This is a genomic window from Ferroacidibacillus organovorans (assembly GCF_001642725.1).
Taxonomy (GTDB): Bacteria; Bacillota; Bacilli; order Alicyclobacillales; family SLC66; genus Ferroacidibacillus; species Ferroacidibacillus organovorans.
This window is the reverse complement of record NZ_LSUQ01000052.1, coordinates 1-18,061: the sequence shown is the minus strand read 5'-3', so window position 1 is coordinate 18,061 and position 18,061 is coordinate 1. Positions and strand designations below refer to the sequence as shown.

The following is an 18,061-nucleotide window of genomic DNA, read 5'->3' as shown; positions in this document are numbered from 1 at the left end:
AGTTTTTTATTATGCCGGGTGGTCAACTTTTCAGTTAGCAGCATGGTCAACTATTCGATTGACAAACACAATTTTCCATATCTACGATAGAAGCATCAGAACATGACTCAGAGAGGAGGTACGTCAGTCGCTGACTAATAGAGCTGCCGGGGACTTTCTGACACTGGCTATCTCGGTTGAAAGACCGCGATTTTCTATTTCTGAGGTGGCTAGGTCACCATCTCGGCAGGCCTGAAAGGGGGTGAATCTTCGGAGAAGGTTACGCAGTCACTTGGGGAGTGCCTTTCGGAGGCATATTCTTGTGCACCTACGCGCCGGAAGCCGCACCGCGTGCGGAAATGTTGACGCTTCGAACAAGGGACATATATCCCATTCGCCGCCCCTGAGACAGGAGGAGCCCCCATGTTGGTGCCTCGTCGCATTGAAAGCGAGATCGTCCTCGCGCTCTATCGTTACAGCTTGCTCACCGTAGCTCAACTCGCTATCCTGCTGCACTATGAACACAAGACCATTTACAAAGCGTTTCACTCCCTCAAAGACAAAGACTGGGTACAGTCGCTCCCCCTCGGTTTTGTCGAACGCAATGTCAAAGGCTGGATGTTATCCAAAATCGGCGTGGAGGTGGCGTTCGGGCTGACGAAGGAGTACCGGCCCCGACTTCTGAAACAGACAGGCGTTCTCTCTGGTCAGACAGCCCATCTGTACCGAAGCAACCGCTTCTTCACCGATCTCATCCAAGGGAGCATGGCGCGTCCCACGACGGAGGGACTCGTCAACTGGATTGGCATGCGCGATAGTGGCGACCGATATCCTGTGACCACTGCAAAGGAACAAAAGACAACACCTCTGCGACCCGACGGGATTGGCACCTATCAATTTGAAAATGGCAGTGAAGTGGTATTTCATCTCGAGTACGACACCGGAAGCGAGCATCTCTGGGTCATTCACCACAAGCTCTGGCAGTATATCGATGTTCTTAAGCCTTTCTGGAACAACCTTTCCCTGGCCAATGTGCTGTTTGTCACCCGCGACCATCGACGTTCGGCGCGTATCTTGGAAATCTGGAATCACCTCAAATCCAACTTATTTTCAAAAGGACCGACGCCCGTCCTATGGGCGACGACAGAAAATGCACTGGACATACAAGGGGTGTTCGGTTCCGTATGGACTGGCGCTGAAGACACCGTGGTGTCCATTCAGGACTTTCCCCGGTTGGAAAGTAGATATGGGGATCGCAGTGTTCCTCTTGGCAAACAGATTCGACAGCAGCCGTTTCCCAGACAGAAGCGTGGGTAAGGTTCGAAAGTTGGATCGCGATTTGCTCCACGAACATCTGGAGCAGGCTACCTATCCCAGACATGAGGGTGTCACCCTGCCCCTGCTTCAAGATTCCGGCGTGCTGGGGCGCGTGTGGGCCGACACGGGCGCTTCACTTGTCTACCTCGCCGAACTACCCCGCATCCGGAGTTCAGGCGACGACGGGGCGACTGTGCTGGGTAAACAGCCCCGTTCATCGTCATTTCCGCAGCGAAAGTGAAATCTCTGAATCAGAAGAGGAGTGAAGTGCAATGAAACGTCTATTAACCGCGACAGATGTCGCCGAACGTCTCGGAGTCACCGAAGATGCTGTCTATCGATTGACCCGGCAGAAGGTGCTGCCCAGCGTCCGGGTGGGACGCCTCATCCGGTTCGATGAACAAGCGCTGGAAGCGTGGATAGAGATGGGGGGACAGGCTTGGGACGGTGGATGGCGCAAGAATACAAGATGAGCACCTGACGTCGTCCTCACATCGCCCGCTCTTGCACCCGCCTTCCAATGATCGCTTGACTTCCCCACCTGCCAGAGCGATGAATCCAGTGAATTTATAAGTCAAAGAGGGGAATCGCATGGCCAACGTCATTCCACACGGAAAAGACAAGAATGGGCAAGACCGATGGTTGGTACGAATGTACGTCCGCCGCGATGAACAGGGGAAGCAGATTTTCCACAACCACCTGGTGCGCGGAACCCGCAAAGATGCGGAACGATATGCCCGCAAGATGGAAACAGAGCGCGATCAAAACACGTTCGTCGAACCGAGTAAACTACCGCTATCGAAATTTCTCGACACGTGGCTGGATGAGTATGTCCAGCCACGTGTCGCACCAAGGACTTGCGCGGATTATCGCTACGCGATGGAGAAATACGTCATCCCGCGCATGGGCACCATCACCCTGAATCGGCTCCAAGGCATGCCCATGCAATTTCAGAAGCTGATAAACGAGGTGGCAAACTCCGAAAACCAAGAAGGCCAAAAGACGATTCGTACCGCCCAATACGTGTTCACGATCCTCAAACAGGCCATGAAACAAGCACATGCACTCGGGCTGCTTGCACGCAACCCTATGGAACACATGAAACGCCCTCGCGCCGAGGTGAAAGAAATGCGTTCGCTCACTCCAGACGAGGCAGTGCGGTTCTTAGAGGCATCCGTATCAGATAGGCTGCATGTTCTGTTCGCCTTGATGGTGGAAACAGGATTGCGTCCAGGTGAGGCGCTGGGGCTACGTTGGCAAGATATCGACTTGGAACACCGAGCCATTTTCGTCCGTCATTCCTTGGAACGACTCAGCACAGGCTGGCGTCTGAAGGAGCCAAAGACCAAACGAAGTCGGCGACAGATCCCCCTCACCGCCACAACCGCCAACTTACTGCGCGATCACCGCCAGAACCAATTACAGGAACGGCTACGAAGTAAAGGGAAGTACGTCGATCACGGATTTGTCTTTGCCACCGCCGCAGGTGAGCCACTACGCAAGAACAACGTGCTGCGTCGCCATTTCAAACCCATCTTGATGGCTGCGGACCTGTCATCCGATATCCGATTCTACGATCTCCGCCATACTTGTGCCACGTTGTTGCTACTGGCTGGGGAAAATCCAAAGGTCGTGGCCGAGCGGCTTGGGCACGCCTCCGTCACCATGACGCTGGATCGATACAGCCATGTCCTGCCCCACATGCAGCAGAGTGCCACAGACAAGATGGAGTCGATGCTGTTTGACAGATCCAAGCAGGGGGGTGTTTTATAAGGGAACCAAGGGTCAAGCACCTTTCGAACGGTCGCGCTATGGTCAAGGAACAAGAAACTTATCTCAACCGGAACTCCCCGACAATCGCAGGTCTACTGGCCAACAGATTTTCAAGATGGCTTTCCGGCCACATTTCGATTCTCAAAGCCGAATGCGACTGATTGTGCTGTTCAATCCAAGCGACCGCGTCAGCGGTAAACCGACCTGATGTCGCGATAATCAAAACATCTATGCGTGGAGGCTGCCACAGCTTTATCTGCTCCTGCAACGTACTGATATCTTCGAGCGCAACACTGGTTTTCAAGTAATGCTTGCACTGGATGATAACGCGCTGCCGCGTCACTCCGCTTAGACCATCTTTGATCACACGGGTTACAGACAAGTCCCGCCCCTTATCTGCTGCGCGGGTTTTCATAAGCCATTCTGGATTCTCGTATCCTCCTTCAGAACTGATGAGAATGAAGATCAATCTTTCGAATTCATCGTCGGTCAAGTTCTCCCACAACAACCTTGTCGCAATGGGACCAGCAGGTTTTTGAGATACCAATTCACTCAAATCAGAAACCTCTGATGGAATTGGGTCGTCGTCATCGGCCAAGGCTGACCATACGGATGACTTCACGGTTGGCCAATCCACCTTCACGAAGTCGTGTAAATCCCATAACTGTGCAAAACTTAGATGGCGTAACAAGTCAGCCCATCGACTCGGTCTTCGCACTGAATCTCCCAGCAATGCATTTAATTCATCGATTAAGTCCTTCAGTCTAGCCCATTCCACGTCATTCGCCACTGACTGTCGTCCATTGCTTGAATCATCCAACTCATCAATGCGATAACGCTCTCCAAGACTTACTAGTAAGTCATCCGCTTTCTCGATCAGGTCTGAAACAGCGTTTCGTACTAACTGTTTCCTTAGATTTTGAAGTCTGAACCTATATTCACGGATTTCTCGTCGCGGAGCATCAATCGTCCTCTCAACGTATTCTTGCGCCTCGAATTCCCCAATTTCCAATGCATCAAGACGTGCTTGAGCAATCACGTTTAAATCCCATGGCATCGTTTTTGGTTTGAAGCCAGATATTTCGGGCAAAGCATTTACAATCTGTTCGTACGCACGCAATTTGTCCTCATACTGTTCGTTTGTTTCAAACCAAACACCCGACGACGGTATCATCCCTTGCAACTCGCTCCATACCCGTTCCAACTTTACTAAGTTTGCTTGAACTGCCCCAAACTGACTAATCGCCCTGTTCAGCGAGGTTCCAGAGCTCAAGGTCGTATCCCTCCCATAAAAACAGTTGACCCTAAGAACGATGTTTACATTGTGTATTTATTTTGCAACTGCAGTTCGTGAACGCCACTGGAAGGAAGGCAGCTAGATTACATTATGCCGTGCGCCCACACATCCCACTCTTCCCTATCCTAGCGCGCATCCCCCTGCAACCGCAACGCCTCATACAACTGCGCTGGCCCGAGCAATATGTCCTTCAGTGCATAGCGCACCTTCTCAGAATCCAGCGCCTGCTTGCTCATCGTCGTATGAGCCGAGAAGGCATCCATGATGGCGTTCATCAACTCACTCGCCAAATCGGGTGAATTGGCAAACTGCTCTTTGGTGTTGTTTGTGGCCTGCTGCACCAGAATGTCCGATTCCAGTAACTTGCTCTTCAGCACGTGGTTCACGTAGACCAGCTTGTCGTCATCAGTCAACTCGCCCTCGAAGAGATCGTTCACCTTGGCGATAATCTCCACCAGCAGCGCCTTTTCCTTCTCCTGCACCTCGCCGCTGCCGGGGGCGGTCAATGGCTTGAGCTTCTCCGCTTCTCCATCACCAAGCGGCAGATCCCGCTTGCCCTGATTCTTCAACTTGTGATGAGTCAGCACCACCTTGGACAAATCCACGCCCTCGCGTTCGCGGCCGAATTCCAGCAGCGGCAGCAGGCGCTTGTAGAAAATGGCTCGTTTCTCAATCGCGGTGTTACCATAGTCGAAAATTTGCGACAGGAACGCGTAAATACGCAGAAATGCGCCAAGGTTGCGTTTGAACAGAATTAGCGCGTTCATCTCGTCCTCCGCTGCCTGTTCGGCGTGCCCGTCTTGCTTCGCCTTCGCCACCACTCGCGCCTCCTGCGCCGCCTTGTAGCGTTTGAGCAGCCTATCAGCTACCGGCTCCAGTGCGGCAGACAGCTCCGACTGTGACGCACGCGGATTCATTTCCACAGTTACCACCCGTTCGATCTCGTTGTCGTCATAGTACCCTGTGGCATCCATCTTGGTCCGAAGGTCATAGACTAAATTCGGATCCGTCACGCCCGCGAGTTCCGCCGTATCGTAGTAGGCCTTAAAGGCCGCAAGAACATCCTCCGGATCATTCACGAAGTCGAGTATGTACGTGGTATCCTTCGTTCCAAATTCGCCACGATAGGAGCGGTTTAACCGCGACAGCGTCTGCACGGCCTGGATGCCGGCCAGACGCTTGTCGACGTACATGCCACAGAGCAGCGGTTGATCGAAACCAGTTTGGAACTTATTCGCCACCAGCAGAATCTGATATTCTTCCGTGTTAAACGCCTCGCGCATGTCGCGACCGCGAAGGTTCGGATTGAGGGCCTTGCTGTGTTCGGTTAGCGGATCCGGATTCGACTCCTTATCATTTACTTCCCCAGAAAATGCGACCAGCGTGCCCATTTTGTAGCCTTGGTCTTTGATGTACTTGTCGATGGCCATTTGCCAGCGTACAGCCTCAACACGGCTAGCGACGACCACCATCGCCTTGGCATGTCCGTTCAGGAGTGGGGCGACGTTCTCGCGGAAATGTTCCACCACCACCTGTACTTTTTGCGAGATGTTATAGGGATGCAGCCGCACCCACCGCATGATGCCCTTCATCGCCTCGCTGCGTTCGACTTCCTTTTCGTCCCACTCCCTGCCCTCACTCGCTAACTTGAATGCGAGACTGTACGGAGTATAGTTCCGCAACACATCGAGGATAAAACCTTCTTCGATGGCTTGGCGCATACCATAGACATGAAAAGGCATGGGAATATTGTCGTCCCCAGCAGGCTGCTCTGGGTTGGGACGTCGGCCAAACAGTTCCAGCGTCTTCGACTTGGGTGTCGCAGTGAATGCCACGAACGTGAGCCCGGATACGCTCGCTCGACCTGCCATCTGTGCCGCCAGCAGATCTTCTGTGCTGACTTCTCCACCGTCTGCCAGTTCCTTTAATTCTTCAACGGAAAGTACCTGCTTGAGCTTGGCTGACGCCTCGCCTGTCTGTGAACTGTGTGCCTCATCCGCAATGACCGCGAAACGTTTCCCCTGCGTAGCCGCAAGCTCTTGCACGGCCTTCAGTGCAAACGGGAAGGTCTGAATCGTGCAGACCACAATCTTCTTACTCCCGGACAACGCCTTGGCCAATTCGCCACTCTTGCTTTGCGACTCACCCTTGATAGACGCCACGACTCCAGCGGTACGCTCAAAGTCAAAGATTGCCTCTTGCAGTTGGTCATCCAGCACATTGCGGTCACTCACCACGAGGACCGAGTCGAATACTTTGTTGTACGCTGCGTCGTGCAAATCGGCGAGAAAGTGTGCCGTCCAAGCGATGGAATTGGTCTTGCCTGACCCTGCGGAGTGCTGAATCAAATACTTTTGCCCCGATCCCTCTTTGAGTACCTCCGCGACCAGTTTGCGCGTAGCGTCCAGTTGGTGATACCGCGGAAAGATGATGGATGAAATCTGCTTTTTACTGTCGCGCTTTGTGACCAGATAGCGACCGATAATCTCCAGCCAGCTCTCCCGTTCCCATACTTGCTCCCACAAGTAGGAAGTGCGATGACCGCGTTCGTTGACCGGGTTGCCCGCCGCTCCATCGTCGCCTCGGTTAAATGGCAGGAAACTGGTGGCCGCACCCTGCAGCTTCGTCGTCATTTGCACTTCAGAGTTGCTCACCGCGAAATGCACCAGTGCTCCGCGTGGAAAGTCCAACAACGGTTCGGTAGGTTTGCCTTTCGGATGCGGATCGCGATCGAACCGATATTGATCGACCGCGTCCTCCACCCGCTGTGTGAAGTCACTCTTCAGTTCCACTGTGGCGACGGGGATGCCGTTGAGGAACAGCACGAGGTCGATGGCGTTTTCATTGTGCTGCGAATAGCGCACTTGTCGCACGACGCGCAGACGGTTGGCAGCGTATTTCGACTGCAACCCCGAGTTCATCGCCAGCGCGGGTTTGAATTGCGCGAGTTGCAGCGGTTGACGCAAGCCCAGCATCTCCATGCCATGCCGCAGCACTTCGAGCGTGCCACGGGCATCCAGTTGCTTGCGCAGGCGATGGAGTAACGTGACTTCTGCCGCTGAGCCATGAGTCTTGGCGAGGGCCTCCCAGGCTTGGGGCTGAGTTTGCTGTACCCACGTCAGGACGTCTTCGGAGAACAAGGCGTGGTGGCGGTCGTAAGATTGTGCGTCGCCTTGGTCGTAAAGCCACCCATGTGATGCCAGATGATTGCAGATGTCGTTTTCGAATTCGATTTCCTTATGTAGGCTCATGCCGTCACCCCTTCTGCAGCAAGGCCGCGCACATCGATTTTTCCGGTGACGGCTGCGGAAATGAGGGCGCTACGACGCTCTTTTAGTAGCTCGATAGCTCGTTCTGCTTGGTTCACTAATCGGTCAAGCTTGTCAGTTTCTGTGTCGAGGAATTTTACCACATCCTCTTGCTCTAACAGTGGCGGCTGCAGAAAAACAAACTGCCGGAACTTCCCCTTAGTGATTTTTTGCATACTTGAACTAGTACCGGTGCAAGCTAGATGAATCTGCCACCGATATGCTCGTGTTAATGTCCAGTAGTGCGCAAATGCTGCCTCTACATTTGTACAATGGACTTGCCAAAGTAAATCCGACAAGAAGATCCCCTCATGGTCCTCCTTTACGAGGCCAGCAGATCCAACTAAGTCGGGAGTGTTCCCCCGACTAACAACTAAACAGCCAGCACGTAGAGAACATGAGACCCTCTCCACCTCTTCAGGCAAAACTGTCTTGTTTTCAGATGGGTCGAACCTCCCATTGTATACACAACTGAGCTTAAGAACTCCAAGTTCCCCTTGTAAAGCAGGTGTATCGATCGCGTTTACGCTGGTGCCCGACTCTATAGTAGAGATTACCGTTTTCAGTGGAACCACACCCCAGTGCTCCGGCACCTCACCCAGCCATTCGATGCCTGAATCCTTCATTGGCGCGGTGGGATCGAGCCCGTTAGTCACGGTGTGGGAGATAACCGCCTGGCGCTTTTCCCTGATCAAGTTGATCAACTTTTCCTGCTCCTCCAACAACATGTCTATCTTCATTGTTTCGTTGTCAAGAAATTCGGCAATTGCATGTTGCTCCGAAACAGGGGGGATAGCCATTGTGATGTTGCACATCTCAGAATAATTCGTACTCCACAGATCTGCTACAATTCCTTTCCCAAAACGATAGAACTCTTCCTGAAACGAAAAACTCCTAAAAAGGTGGTGAACATAGTCTATTCGAACCGCACCCCTAGTTTTAAGTACTATGTTTATAAGTGACACTGAACCATCTAAGGAGGCGGCCCCAGACGAACCTTTGCGGTCAGAACGACTATTGATGACAAAATCGCCTTTACAAACTCTCTTCCGGTTATCACCATCGTCAGTCTTCGCCGCAGATTCAAGTTGCGGAACTACTCCATTTTTCGTGACAGATAACGGTGGGTAGTCTTTGTCGCTAACCTTCTCCCTGCGCTCTTCAAAAAAATAACCGATCCGCTTTACTTCCCAATGCTCCGGCACCTCACCCAACCACTCCACACCGCTGCCCTTGTACTTTTCATATCGCGTAAAGCTCATGCCTTCAATCCCTCCAGCATCGACTGGATCCGCTCAGTCACAGCCATCAAATCGGCGTCAATTTCCTCCAGCGATCTCGGTGGCTGAAAAACATAGAAGTGCCGATTGAAGGGAATCTCGTAGCCCACCTTGGTCTTATCGTGATCGATCCAAGCATCCGGCACATGGGGCAATACCTCGCGTTTGAAGTAATCTTCAACATCCTCATTTAGCGGCACGTTCTCTGTGTCACGCAGGCTGGAATCTGGCTGTTGCTTGCCTTTGAACTTACCCTTTTGCCCCAGCACAATGTTGTCTTGCTCGTCGCGCAGCGGGCGTTCGATCGTGATGGTGCGGTAGCCAAAGTCGCTGTTGCGAAAGATGCGGCTGATGGGTTTGCCGTCTTTGTGGGCTTCCGCAAAGTCTCCAAAAAGCTGCGTGATCTCAGCGATATGGTCCTCTGCGAGTTCCTTGCGCTTGCTGCCGAGGGATTTTCGCATCTTCTGCCAGAATTCGCTGGCGTCAATCAGTTGCACCTTGCCCCGCCGCTGTTCGGGCTTGCGGTTGGACACAATCCACACATAGGTAGAGATGCCCGTGTTGTAGAACATGTCGGTCGGCAGGCCAACAATGGCTTCCAGTAGGTCATTTTCCAGCACGTAGCGGCGGATCTCGCTCTCGCCACTGCCCGCACTTCCGGTGAATAATGGCGATCCGTTCAGCACAATCCCGAACCGGCTACCGCCCTCGTTTGCTGGGCGCATCTTGGCAATCAGGTGCAGCAGAAAGAGCATCGAACCATCAGATACGCGCGGCAGTCCGGGGCCGAATCGGCCGTTGTAGCCCTGCTGCTCATGCTCCTTGCGCACCTCTTTCTCAACCTTTTTCCACTCCACGCCAAACGGCGGATTCGAGAGCATGTAGTCGAAGTGCTTATTCGGATGCCCGTCGTCAGACAACGTGTTTCCATACGCGATGTTGGTGACGTCTTGCCCCTTAATGAGCATGTCCGCTTTGCAGATGGCGTACGATTCTGAGTTGAGTTCCTGACCGAAGACGGTCAATCGGGCCTGCGGATTATGTTCGACTAGGTACTCGCCAGCAACCGAGAGCATGCCGCCGGTGCCTGCAGCGGGATCGTAAATGGTTCGCACCACGCCAGGCTTGGAAAGCACCTCGTCGTCCTCGATAAACAGCAGATGTACCATCATGCGGATGACTTCGCGTGGAGTGAAGTGCTCTCCAGCCGTTTCATTGGAGATTTCCGCAAATTTACGGATGAGTTCCTCGAACACCAAACCCATTTGGTGGTTGTCCACGTTTTCCGGGTGCAAATCGATCTGCGCAAACTTCTCCGTCACCTGATAAAGCAGCCCCGACTTATGGAGACGCTCAATCTGCGTGTGAAACTCGAAGTTCTCGAAAATGTCACGCACGGCCGGTGAAAATGTTTGTATGTAGCTGTACAGGTTCTCGCGAATGTGATCCGGATCGCCCATCAGTTTCTTCATGTCCAGCGGCGAGGTATTGTAGAATTTCTGACCAGATTCGCGGACAAGGTAGGGGTCCGGATTGACCCCCTCTGCTTGTTTCTTTGTGTACTCCGTTAACACAGCCGACTTAGTGGCCTCCAACACACAGTCCATACGGCGTAGCACAGTAAAAGGCAAGATGACCTTGCCATAATCAGATTGCTTGTAATCACCGCGCAGTAAATCGGCGACGGACCAGATGAAGGCGGAGAGGGATTGCTGGTTCATGATTTTGAGTCTCCTTGTTTGCTTTGTTTCTGCTCTATTAAAAGTGAGGAAGTTCTCCATATCAAATTCGTAAGATCATATAAAATAATACCAGAAACAGCCGGGGGATAGTGATATAGACGTAATAATACAACCCATCGAAAATGGGCTGGCACACACGTTGTATGAGCCTGATTCTGTTATACTTTGACTTATCCAGTTGCTGATGTAGCATTTCTGTGATAAAGCATGACTCAATTACCGAAAGCATAGGCGGGTATGAATATGGCGTAAATACTCATTAAGGTTCGTGTGGGAGGCTCTTGCGTGGATAGTGTCATTAGCATTACCGTCTTTTTAGTACCTGGTTTGGTTGCTTCTAGACTCAATGCAGCACTTGACCCAAATTACAAGGATCGAAAAAGAGAATCGTCCGAACTAGAATCCACAATATATGCAATTCTCAACAACCTGCCAGGCATCTTGATTGGATGGCTCTTATGGTCAGTTATTGAGCAGAAAGCGCTATCCTTTGCAGAATGGTCCGGTCAGATAAGCCAATTGTCCGGGGTTTTCGCTTATCTCTGTATATCATTTCTATTAGCCTTTGGCGTTGAGCGGATTGTGAAGCCGAAATTGATACGTTGGGTGGCCAAAAAACGGAATGAGCAACGGATGGGCAATGGGCTACCAAGCTTCGACGATGCGGAGTCGTGGGAAGTATTCCTAGGTTCAGAGGAAGAACTTTGCATAAGAATCACATCATTGTTAGATGGCACTCAGGGTAATGTGACCGGTGTCTTAAGATCCGCCTTTAAACCGGAGGACCTGTCGCAAGGAATTACGCTTGAAAATACGGATGAAATGGCGGGCCTGAATGAGTGGCTTTATCTTCCTGTACGCACATATATAGACGCGCGAACAGGTCTTGTATACGAACTCTTCACGAAGGCACAACTTGAGATTGCGAAAACGCTGCAGGACACAAGCGATTCCTAAGCAGATGCATCACACAACTTATCGCGATCCTTTGATTTTCGATACTTCTACGCTTTTCCCAGCACGGTTCGTCAACTGTTTGATTGTGCCCTGCTGCATTGCACGTTCAATCACACTTTTCATGCCTTGAGTTTGCTTAGAAAACGATTTTTCAAGATCAGGCGTAACAACCTTTCGTACATCACCCATGTTTACACCTCCACTGTTATTGTACCACATCGAACGCACTGCGGTGAGTGCTGATGCTCGCGTTTGCCGTTTGTTCTACCCATCCAGTGGTCAGCGGCTCCCTTATGCGTGCCGCATTGCTGCTTAAGGCACGACCAATCAATATACTATATGTATTATTGTGCATGAGGACCACACCACGAGCCTTATTGTCTTTCCCTTGGGGGAATAATATATGCGCGAAGGCATCTCGCGATGGGAACACATATGAATTACCAGCGTATTAATCCCATTGACGATCCAGACCGCCGACTCCGCATATCATAAGATCTCAGACGCTTAGAACCGCCTGACCATAACTTCCTTCACCATCCATACCCCTCAGTTGCACCAAAGTTGCACCAAACCACAATCCCTGCCACCTCCGTATCTCTACCCATAGCAAAAAACCGCGCAACCGCGCGGTTTTCTTTGGTGAGCCATGATGGACTCGAACCATCGACACCCTGATTAAAAGTCAGGTGCTCTGCCAACTGAGCTAATGGCTCTTATGTTTGGCTGGGGAGGTAGGGATCGAACCTACGAATGACGGAGTCAAAGTCCGTTGCCTTACCACTTGGCGACTCCCCAACATGGGGTGAGCGATGGGGATCGAACCCACGTATGCCGGAGCCACAATCCGGTGCGTTAACCACTTCGCCACGCCCACCACGTCGTTGAATCACTGGCAGGGGCGGCAGGATTCGAACCCACGACATGCGGTTTTGGAGACCGCCGTTCTACCAGCTGAACTACGCCCCTACATCCTAGTTACAACGCTTTTGAAGTATACACGGGGGGGCGTAAAATGTCAAATCCCCGATTCATTCTTACCCACATCGAGCGCACACGCTTCACCGCTTCATTAAAACCAGACCGCACTTTTGAACATCCTCTATAGCCATTTTGTGAACACCATTGAAAGTCAGTTCTGTGTCAATGATCAAAGGAATATAAGGATATGCATGGATCTGTCCTTGCGAAAGGAGAGCGATCTCGACGTTGATCAGGCTTATTTTTTCATGTAATATGAATGAAACGCGTAAATAAACGCGATTCGTATTGACGAATGAAGGACTGGCTTTCTATAATCAGGGAAAGTCCATTCGTGAAGACCCGTGGGAGGTTCTCCTTTGTTTCTTGACGTGGTGTCTGCACTCTTATCCTTCTTATTCGCATTCGCATTCGTTCCGGCAATGCGTCGCGTTGCCATAAAAACTGGATTTGTTGATCTCCCGACAGAGCGCAAAGCACATAAAGGTCCTCTTCCCATGCTGGGAGGGGCTGCGATGCTTTTCGCATTTATGTTATCAACGATTCTCGTCAGGCACGACTTTCTACACGCGACGTGGCGCACCGACAAACCATTTATCGGAATGGCAGGCGGTGCTCTTCTTATGTTTATCGTCGGCATGGTTGACGATTATGCAAAGACGAGAAGAAAAGAATTTCCGGCTTGGCCAAAATTTGCGGCGCAGATCATTGCCGCCTCTTTTTTAGTTGCCTCGGGCGTAGTGATTCGTGGCATTGAAGACCCTGTTCACGGTGCCTACTTTATCACTTTCTCACCGTGGCTAAGGGATTTTCTCACGATTGTGTGGGTCGTCGGAATCGTGAATGTGTTTAATTTCCTCGACGGCATGGACGGCTTGGCTGGTGGGATTGCCGCAATCAGTGCAACAACCCTGATGATCATCTCAACGATAAAAGGTGATAGCACATCCGCCATTCTCGCCGCCTCACTGATTGGCGTCACACTCGCTTTCTTGCGATACAATTTCTATCCGGCACGCATTATCATGGGGGACGCTGGATCGACCTTTCTCGGCTATGTGCTCGCCGCCATCGCAGTGATGGGAGCATTCAAGTCAGCTACCGTCGTATCCATCTTCGTACCGATTCTTGCTCTAGGAGTTCCAATTTTCGACGCCCTATACGTTGTCTTGCGACGTGTTCGCGAGCGTCGACCTGTACATAAAGCAGATCGAACGCACGGCCACTATCGCCTTATGGCGTCAGGGTTGACCCAAATTCAAACGGTCAGTGTTATGTACCTTGTCGCCTTAGCATTCTGTCTCGCCTCCATTCTCATCGCGATCACTACCCGCTAGTTCATTTCGTTCTAAACCCCACACCCTCACAATCTACGAGGATGTGGGGTTTTTATTTATCCAGATGTACGACTAAAAATGGCATTCATTAAATACAATGTGACAAGCAGTCAAAACAAGGGGCAGGCGGCCAATCACCATCAGGAAAGCGATACAAGGGGATGACATTGGGTCATGAAAAAGGTGCCCATCTCGCGAAACATCGTTCTGCGAATTTTTGTCACAATACTCTATGTATCCATCGGGGCTACTTGTGCGGTTCAAGGCATTCGCATTGCAGAGGCAGGTACAACGGCACAAATTCCACAGCTTGAAGGAGACGGCGGTGGAAACTTTCTTTTTGGAATTCTGATCGTGTTTTCTGGCATACCTTTCCTTTATAAACCGCGCATCACCGCCATTGCAACCCTTTTTTCATCGCTGATCGGTCTTGCTGCCGGTCTCCTTTATCAAGATGTACAGCTCACCGAAGTATCGATTGCAAGTTTGATCAGCGGCAGCATGATGCTCCTTTATCCCCTCATAAGGTGTGCGTTTCGAGCCGCAACAAAAAAGGTCGCCTCAATAAGGCGACCCAAGCATGTACAAACCCTGTGATTTTCGAGTGGAGGGGATAGGATTCGAACCTACGAAGCTTGCGCAACGGATTTACAGTCCGCCCCAGTTGGCCACTTTGGTACCCCTCCATGCCGTCACAGCTTTCCTAGTATAACACCAACTTGTTGAAAAAGAAAACCCGTTGATCACACTCTTTTTTTCTGTCTGTGGTATGCTCATCCTGTCGCAACGCGCCGCATGAATCCTTGTATCGAATGGCGTTTAAAACTCCCTTGCGACACAGAAGTCGGAGGGATATCATGTCTGTCAATCAGGCAGTCACTCAAAAAAAGAGCATATCGGCAACTGTGTATTATCTGATCACTTCACTCAGTTGGAGCATTCCAGCACTGCTTCTGGTTAGCATCGCGCTTCCCCAAGCACTTCTTGGGAATCTGGGTGATCCACTTCTCCTGGCCGCCATTCACGCCATCATTCTTGGCACACTGCTAACCGCAGCCTGTGGTGTATTATGGCAATTCATCCCGATTGCATTTCAAGCGCCCCCGCTCAGTCGCCGCGTTCTCTATTGGCATCTCCCCACACACACAATCTCCGTGCTTCTCATGGTTCTCGGTTTTATTCAGAGTCAGTGGAACATCGTGGCGTGGGGCGGATCCCTTTTACTTCTGATAACCATCGTGTACGGTACATATCTTTTCGCACATTTACGCCGAGCGCGCAATCAAACCGCCGTTCACAAACTTATGGCTTTCCCGCTTATTTCGCTCCCCATCGTCATGTTCGTCGGGCTACTCCTTGCGACTCATCGCGTAGCAGGGTCAAACCCATGGTTGGTCACACACGCAACCCTTGGCTTTTTTGGATTCTGGATCAGCCTCGTGATGGTGATCAGTTACAAATTTATCCCTATGTTTTCCCTTAGTCACGGGTACCGGGTTATACCTCACTTCGTTATGCGTCTGTATTTCATCAGCCTAACCCTTCTCCTCGTTGCAGGATTGCTTCCACTCCTGCATATCTCCCCGCTTTTTTCACGCGCCTTACAGTGGATCGGCGCTTCCCTAAACGCTGTCTCTCTCACACTCTTTGTACGTGACAGTGTGCGAATTTTGCAGGCGAGAAAAAGACGACGAATTGCATTTCCGCTTATCGCCGCGCTGCTCTCATCCAGCTTTCTCATCCTTTCCGCACTGCTTGCACTCGCGGTTTTTAGCGGCTGGATTCACATCTCTGTGACCCTTATCGCATATCTCATGATCCTTGGCGGACTGTTTCCTCTGCAACTCGCGTATATGCACAAGATCATCCCCTTTTTACGCTATGAGTACCGTTACTCCCACGCGCCAGATCGAAAATCAGCTCCACGTTTAGACGATATGGTGCAAAAAGACAATGCAAAACGAGGCTCGATCATGTACGCGGCTGGTTTTCTGATCAGCTTTTCGCTCATCCTGATCCAACCGCGCGCATTATCCGAGCCTGTAAGCATCATTTTAGGCTTGTTACAAATAGGTGGAATTCTTTCAGTAATCACCGGGTTCGTCAAGACGCTCCAGAGCGGCGGCGTTCGTCCACCCGCATAAGAAAAAACCAACTTCAATTAAGCGACGACAGACGAATCGACAAGAAATCCATAGTGAACAGGATTCAAATGGTGCAACTGGTGAGAAACGTTAAGCTCTGTGAGAGCAGCGCCTAGCGATGCGGAGGAGAGACGGTGATGAATCGGTGGTCCAAACTCGCTCTCCTTTTTTTCCCACTCAATGAGCAACATCTTGCCACTCGGTTTTAAAATTCGAATGAATTCTTTCAGCGATTGTGACAGGTCATCCACCTCGTGAAGGACAAACGAACATAAAATTCGATCAACAGAGTGATCAGGAAGCGCAATACTTTCTGCTGGACTCTCGACCGTAGTAACGTTTTGGCAATTCGCCTCTGCAGCGCGCTTTTGCACATAGGAAAGCATCACGGAAGAGAGATCAACGCAATACACTGAGCCCTTCGTTTTTGCTGCCAACGGAAGAGAAAAATAGCCAGGACCACACCCGATATCTGCCACGTCATCCGTTTCTCGCACATCGAGAAGTTGCAGCGTTTCATCAGGAGGTAAAAGCTTCATACGTTCAGCGCTCAACAAGCGATCTACGTGTGCCGGATCAAAGCGATGTCCCATTTTAAATCCCCTTTTTAAGATGTCATGAATGGCGCGCCGTTACCATTTTCCTGCGCGTATAAAACTCCACGCCATCTTTGCCATTGGCGTGAAGATCTCCATAAAAGGATTTCTTCCAGCCGGAAAACGGGAAGAATGCCATGGGGGCAGGTACGCCGAGATTGATACCAAGCATTCCCGCGTCAATCTCTTCGCGAAATTTCCGAATCGCACTCGCGCTGTCCGTAAAAAGGCATGCCCCATTAGCAAAATCGGACTGGTTCGCGATCTGAATCGCTTCATCAAACGTTTCAACGCGAACAACCGATAACACCGGTGCAAAAATTTCATCCGTCCAAACTTTCATCCCAGGCTTCACGTGATCAAGAAGCGTCGCGCCAAGAAAATACCCATCTTCAGACACTGGGTCGTTTCGTCCATCGCGCACGACGATCGCACCCTCCCGCTCACCGTGTTCAATGTAAGAAGTGGCGCGCTCTTTTTGCGACTGTCGAATGACCGGACCGAGGAAAACGTTTTCTTCGAGTCCATTCCCGATGATCAATTCATCGCCCGCATTTTTTAACCGCTGAACGAGCTCATCCGCAACATCGCCCACCGCAACCACGACGGCGCACGCCATACAGCGCTCTCCCGCCGACCCGTAGGCGGCCCCAACAATCTCTTTTACCGCAAGATCAAGATCCGCATCCGGCAAAACAATCGTGTGATTTTTCGCCCCAGCGAGCGCCTGAACGCGCTTTCCATTCGCTGCCGCCGTCTTGTAAACGTATTCCGCGACAGGCTGCGACCCCACAAAAGAGATGGCAGTGATATCCGGATGGGAAAGCATTCCATTGACGACGTCACGCGCACCGTGCACGATGTTGAATACACCATCCGGGAGCCCCGCTTGGGAGAGCAACTCAGCGACGCGATTGGCGGTAAGCGGCGTACGCTCCGACGGCTTTAACACAAATGTGTTCCCGCAGGCGATCGCGAGTGGGAACATCCAAAACGGCACCATCATCGGAAAATTAAACGGTGTGATGCCACCGACGACTCCGATCGGATAGCGATACATCCCTGATTCAATATCTGTCGCGATACTCGACAATTGATTTCCCATCATAAGCGTAGGTGCACCCGCTGCAAACTCAACACATTCGATACCACGTAACACTTCGCCATGCGCCTCTTTAAAACTCTTTCCATTCTCCATCGTGACAAGTTGGGCGAGTTCATCCCAGTGCTTGACGAGTAGTTGCTGAAAGGAAAACATGATGCGCGCACGCTTAGGAGCAGGCACGCGGCTCCACGTTTTAAACGCGTGTGCGGCGTCCGCGACCGCCGCGTTTACGTCTTCCAGCGTAG

At 51.4% G+C, this 18,061-nt stretch carries 14 protein-coding genes and 5 tRNA genes; 7 read left to right on the top strand and 12 right to left on the bottom strand.

Going from position 1 to position 18,061, the window contains the following annotated elements:
* Positions 1-402 precede the first annotated feature (402 nt).
* From AYW79_RS12515 to AYW79_RS12505, 3 genes are all read left to right on the top strand, one after another.
* The gene (locus tag AYW79_RS12515; protein ID WP_067566550.1) at positions 403-1,296 is read left to right on the top strand and encodes a replication-relaxation family protein; all 894 of its coding nucleotides are present in this window, start codon (positions 403-405) and stop codon (positions 1,294-1,296) included.
* Positions 1,297-1,568: 272 nt separating this feature from the next.
* Positions 1,569-1,769, top strand: coding sequence for a helix-turn-helix domain-containing protein (locus tag AYW79_RS12510; RefSeq protein ID WP_067566545.1), 201 nt, complete (start codon positions 1,569-1,571; stop codon positions 1,767-1,769).
* 118 nt (positions 1,770-1,887) lie between these two features.
* A complete protein-coding gene (locus AYW79_RS12505) occupies positions 1,888-3,069 on the top strand; it encodes a tyrosine-type recombinase/integrase (protein WP_067566543.1) in 1,182 nt (393 codons plus the stop codon).
* A gap of 58 nt (positions 3,070-3,127) precedes the next feature.
* Here the strand turns inward: AYW79_RS12505 and AYW79_RS12500 are convergent, their stop codons facing one another.
* The 4 genes from AYW79_RS12500 to AYW79_RS12485 form a co-directional block, all read right to left on the bottom strand.
* Positions 3,128-4,342, bottom strand: a complete 1,215-nt coding sequence (locus AYW79_RS12500; RefSeq protein WP_067566542.1) for a restriction endonuclease — start codon at positions 4,340-4,342, stop codon at positions 3,128-3,130.
* A 149-nt stretch (positions 4,343-4,491) separates the two neighbouring features.
* Positions 4,492-7,617, bottom strand: coding sequence for a type I restriction endonuclease subunit R (locus AYW79_RS12495; protein WP_067566541.1), 3,126 nt, complete (start codon positions 7,615-7,617; stop codon positions 4,492-4,494).
* Positions 7,614-8,936 carry a restriction endonuclease subunit S gene (locus AYW79_RS12490; RefSeq protein WP_067566539.1) on the bottom strand — a complete coding sequence of 441 codons (1,323 nt, stop codon included), beginning with the start codon at positions 8,934-8,936 and terminating at the stop codon, positions 7,614-7,616. Before AYW79_RS12490 ends, AYW79_RS12495 begins: the two co-directional genes overlap by 4 nt.
* Positions 8,933-10,678: a type I restriction-modification system subunit M gene (locus AYW79_RS12485; protein ID WP_197460996.1), complete on the bottom strand. Its 1,746-nt coding sequence runs from the start codon at positions 10,676-10,678 to the stop codon at positions 8,933-8,935. Before AYW79_RS12485 ends, AYW79_RS12490 begins: the two co-directional genes overlap by 4 nt.
* Positions 10,679-10,981: 303 nt before the next feature.
* Here AYW79_RS12485 and AYW79_RS12480 point away from each other — a divergent pair, with 303 nt between their 5' ends.
* Entirely contained in the window at positions 10,982-11,653 is a 672-nt protein-coding gene (locus AYW79_RS12480) for a hypothetical protein (protein ID WP_067566534.1), read from the top strand.
* Between the two features lie 18 nt (positions 11,654-11,671).
* Here AYW79_RS12480 and AYW79_RS15630 read toward each other — a convergent pair whose 3' ends face one another.
* The 5 genes from AYW79_RS15630 to AYW79_RS12460 all read right to left on the bottom strand — a co-directional run bounded on the left by AYW79_RS15630 (position 11,672) and on the right by AYW79_RS12460 (position 12,622).
* A complete protein-coding gene (locus tag AYW79_RS15630; RefSeq protein WP_156481878.1) occupies positions 11,672-11,842 on the bottom strand; it encodes a hypothetical protein in 171 nt (56 codons plus the stop codon).
* A 451-nt stretch (positions 11,843-12,293) separates the two neighbouring features.
* Positions 12,294-12,369 (bottom strand) — tRNA-Lys (locus tag AYW79_RS12475).
* 7 nt (positions 12,370-12,376) lie between these two features.
* A tRNA-Gln gene (locus AYW79_RS12470) sits at positions 12,377-12,451 on the bottom strand.
* Between the two features lie 3 nt (positions 12,452-12,454).
* A tRNA-His gene (locus AYW79_RS12465) sits at positions 12,455-12,530 on the bottom strand.
* Between the two features lie 16 nt (positions 12,531-12,546).
* Positions 12,547-12,622: transfer RNA gene (locus AYW79_RS12460), tRNA-Trp, on the bottom strand.
* A gap of 371 nt (positions 12,623-12,993) precedes the next feature.
* Here AYW79_RS12460 and AYW79_RS12455 point away from each other — a divergent pair.
* Positions 12,994-13,971 (top strand): MraY family glycosyltransferase, encoded by a 978-nt coding sequence (locus tag AYW79_RS12455; protein ID WP_231877870.1) that lies wholly within the window; start codon positions 12,994-12,996, stop codon positions 13,969-13,971.
* A gap of 174 nt (positions 13,972-14,145) precedes the next feature.
* Positions 14,146-14,568 (top strand): hypothetical protein, encoded by a 423-nt coding sequence (locus tag AYW79_RS12450; RefSeq protein WP_067566529.1) that lies wholly within the window; start codon positions 14,146-14,148, stop codon positions 14,566-14,568.
* Positions 14,569-14,576: 8 nt separating this feature from the next.
* Here the strand turns inward: AYW79_RS12450 and AYW79_RS12445 are convergent.
* Positions 14,577-14,657 (bottom strand) — tRNA-Tyr (locus AYW79_RS12445).
* Positions 14,658-14,828: 171 nt separating this feature from the next.
* On the opposite strand from AYW79_RS12445, the gene AYW79_RS12440 reads away from it, so the two are divergent.
* Positions 14,829-16,115 carry a hypothetical protein gene (locus AYW79_RS12440; RefSeq protein ID WP_067565017.1) on the top strand — a complete coding sequence of 429 codons (1,287 nt, stop codon included), beginning with the start codon at positions 14,829-14,831 and terminating at the stop codon, positions 16,113-16,115.
* 17 nt (positions 16,116-16,132) lie between these two features.
* Here AYW79_RS12440 and AYW79_RS12435 read toward each other — a convergent pair whose 3' ends face one another.
* On the bottom strand, positions 16,133-16,708 hold the full coding sequence (locus AYW79_RS12435) for a class I SAM-dependent methyltransferase (RefSeq protein ID WP_067565020.1): 576 nt from the start codon (positions 16,706-16,708) through the stop codon (positions 16,133-16,135).
* Positions 16,709-16,730: 22 nt separating this feature from the next.
* The coding region (locus AYW79_RS12430; protein WP_067566526.1) for a CoA-acylating methylmalonate-semialdehyde dehydrogenase at positions 16,731-18,061 on the bottom strand (1,331 nt) is incomplete at its 5' end.

Bases quoted from the DNA above. Each gene is read 5' to 3' on its own strand.
- AYW79_RS12515 (WP_067566550.1), top strand. From the start codon at position 403: ATGTTGGTGCCTCGTCGCATTGAAAGCGAGATCGTCCTCGCGCTCTAT.
- AYW79_RS12510 (WP_067566545.1), top strand. From the start codon at position 1,569: ATGAAACGTCTATTAACCGCGACAGATGTCGCCGAACGTCTCGGAGTC.
- AYW79_RS12505 (WP_067566543.1), top strand. From the start codon at position 1,888: ATGGCCAACGTCATTCCACACGGAAAAGACAAGAATGGGCAAGACCGA.
- AYW79_RS12495 (WP_067566541.1), bottom strand. From the start codon at position 7,617: ATGAGCCTACATAAGGAAATCGAATTCGAAAACGACATCTGCAATCAT.
- AYW79_RS12490 (WP_067566539.1), bottom strand. From the start codon at position 8,936: ATGAGCTTTACGCGATATGAAAAGTACAAGGGCAGCGGTGTGGAGTGG.
- AYW79_RS15630 (WP_156481878.1), bottom strand. From the start codon at position 11,842: ATGGGTGATGTACGAAAGGTTGTTACGCCTGATCTTGAAAAATCGTTT.
- AYW79_RS12450 (WP_067566529.1), top strand. From the start codon at position 14,146: ATGAAAAAGGTGCCCATCTCGCGAAACATCGTTCTGCGAATTTTTGTC.
- AYW79_RS12440 (WP_067565017.1), top strand. From the start codon at position 14,829: ATGTCTGTCAATCAGGCAGTCACTCAAAAAAAGAGCATATCGGCAACT.
- AYW79_RS12435 (WP_067565020.1), bottom strand. From the start codon at position 16,708: ATGGGACATCGCTTTGATCCGGCACACGTAGATCGCTTGTTGAGCGCT.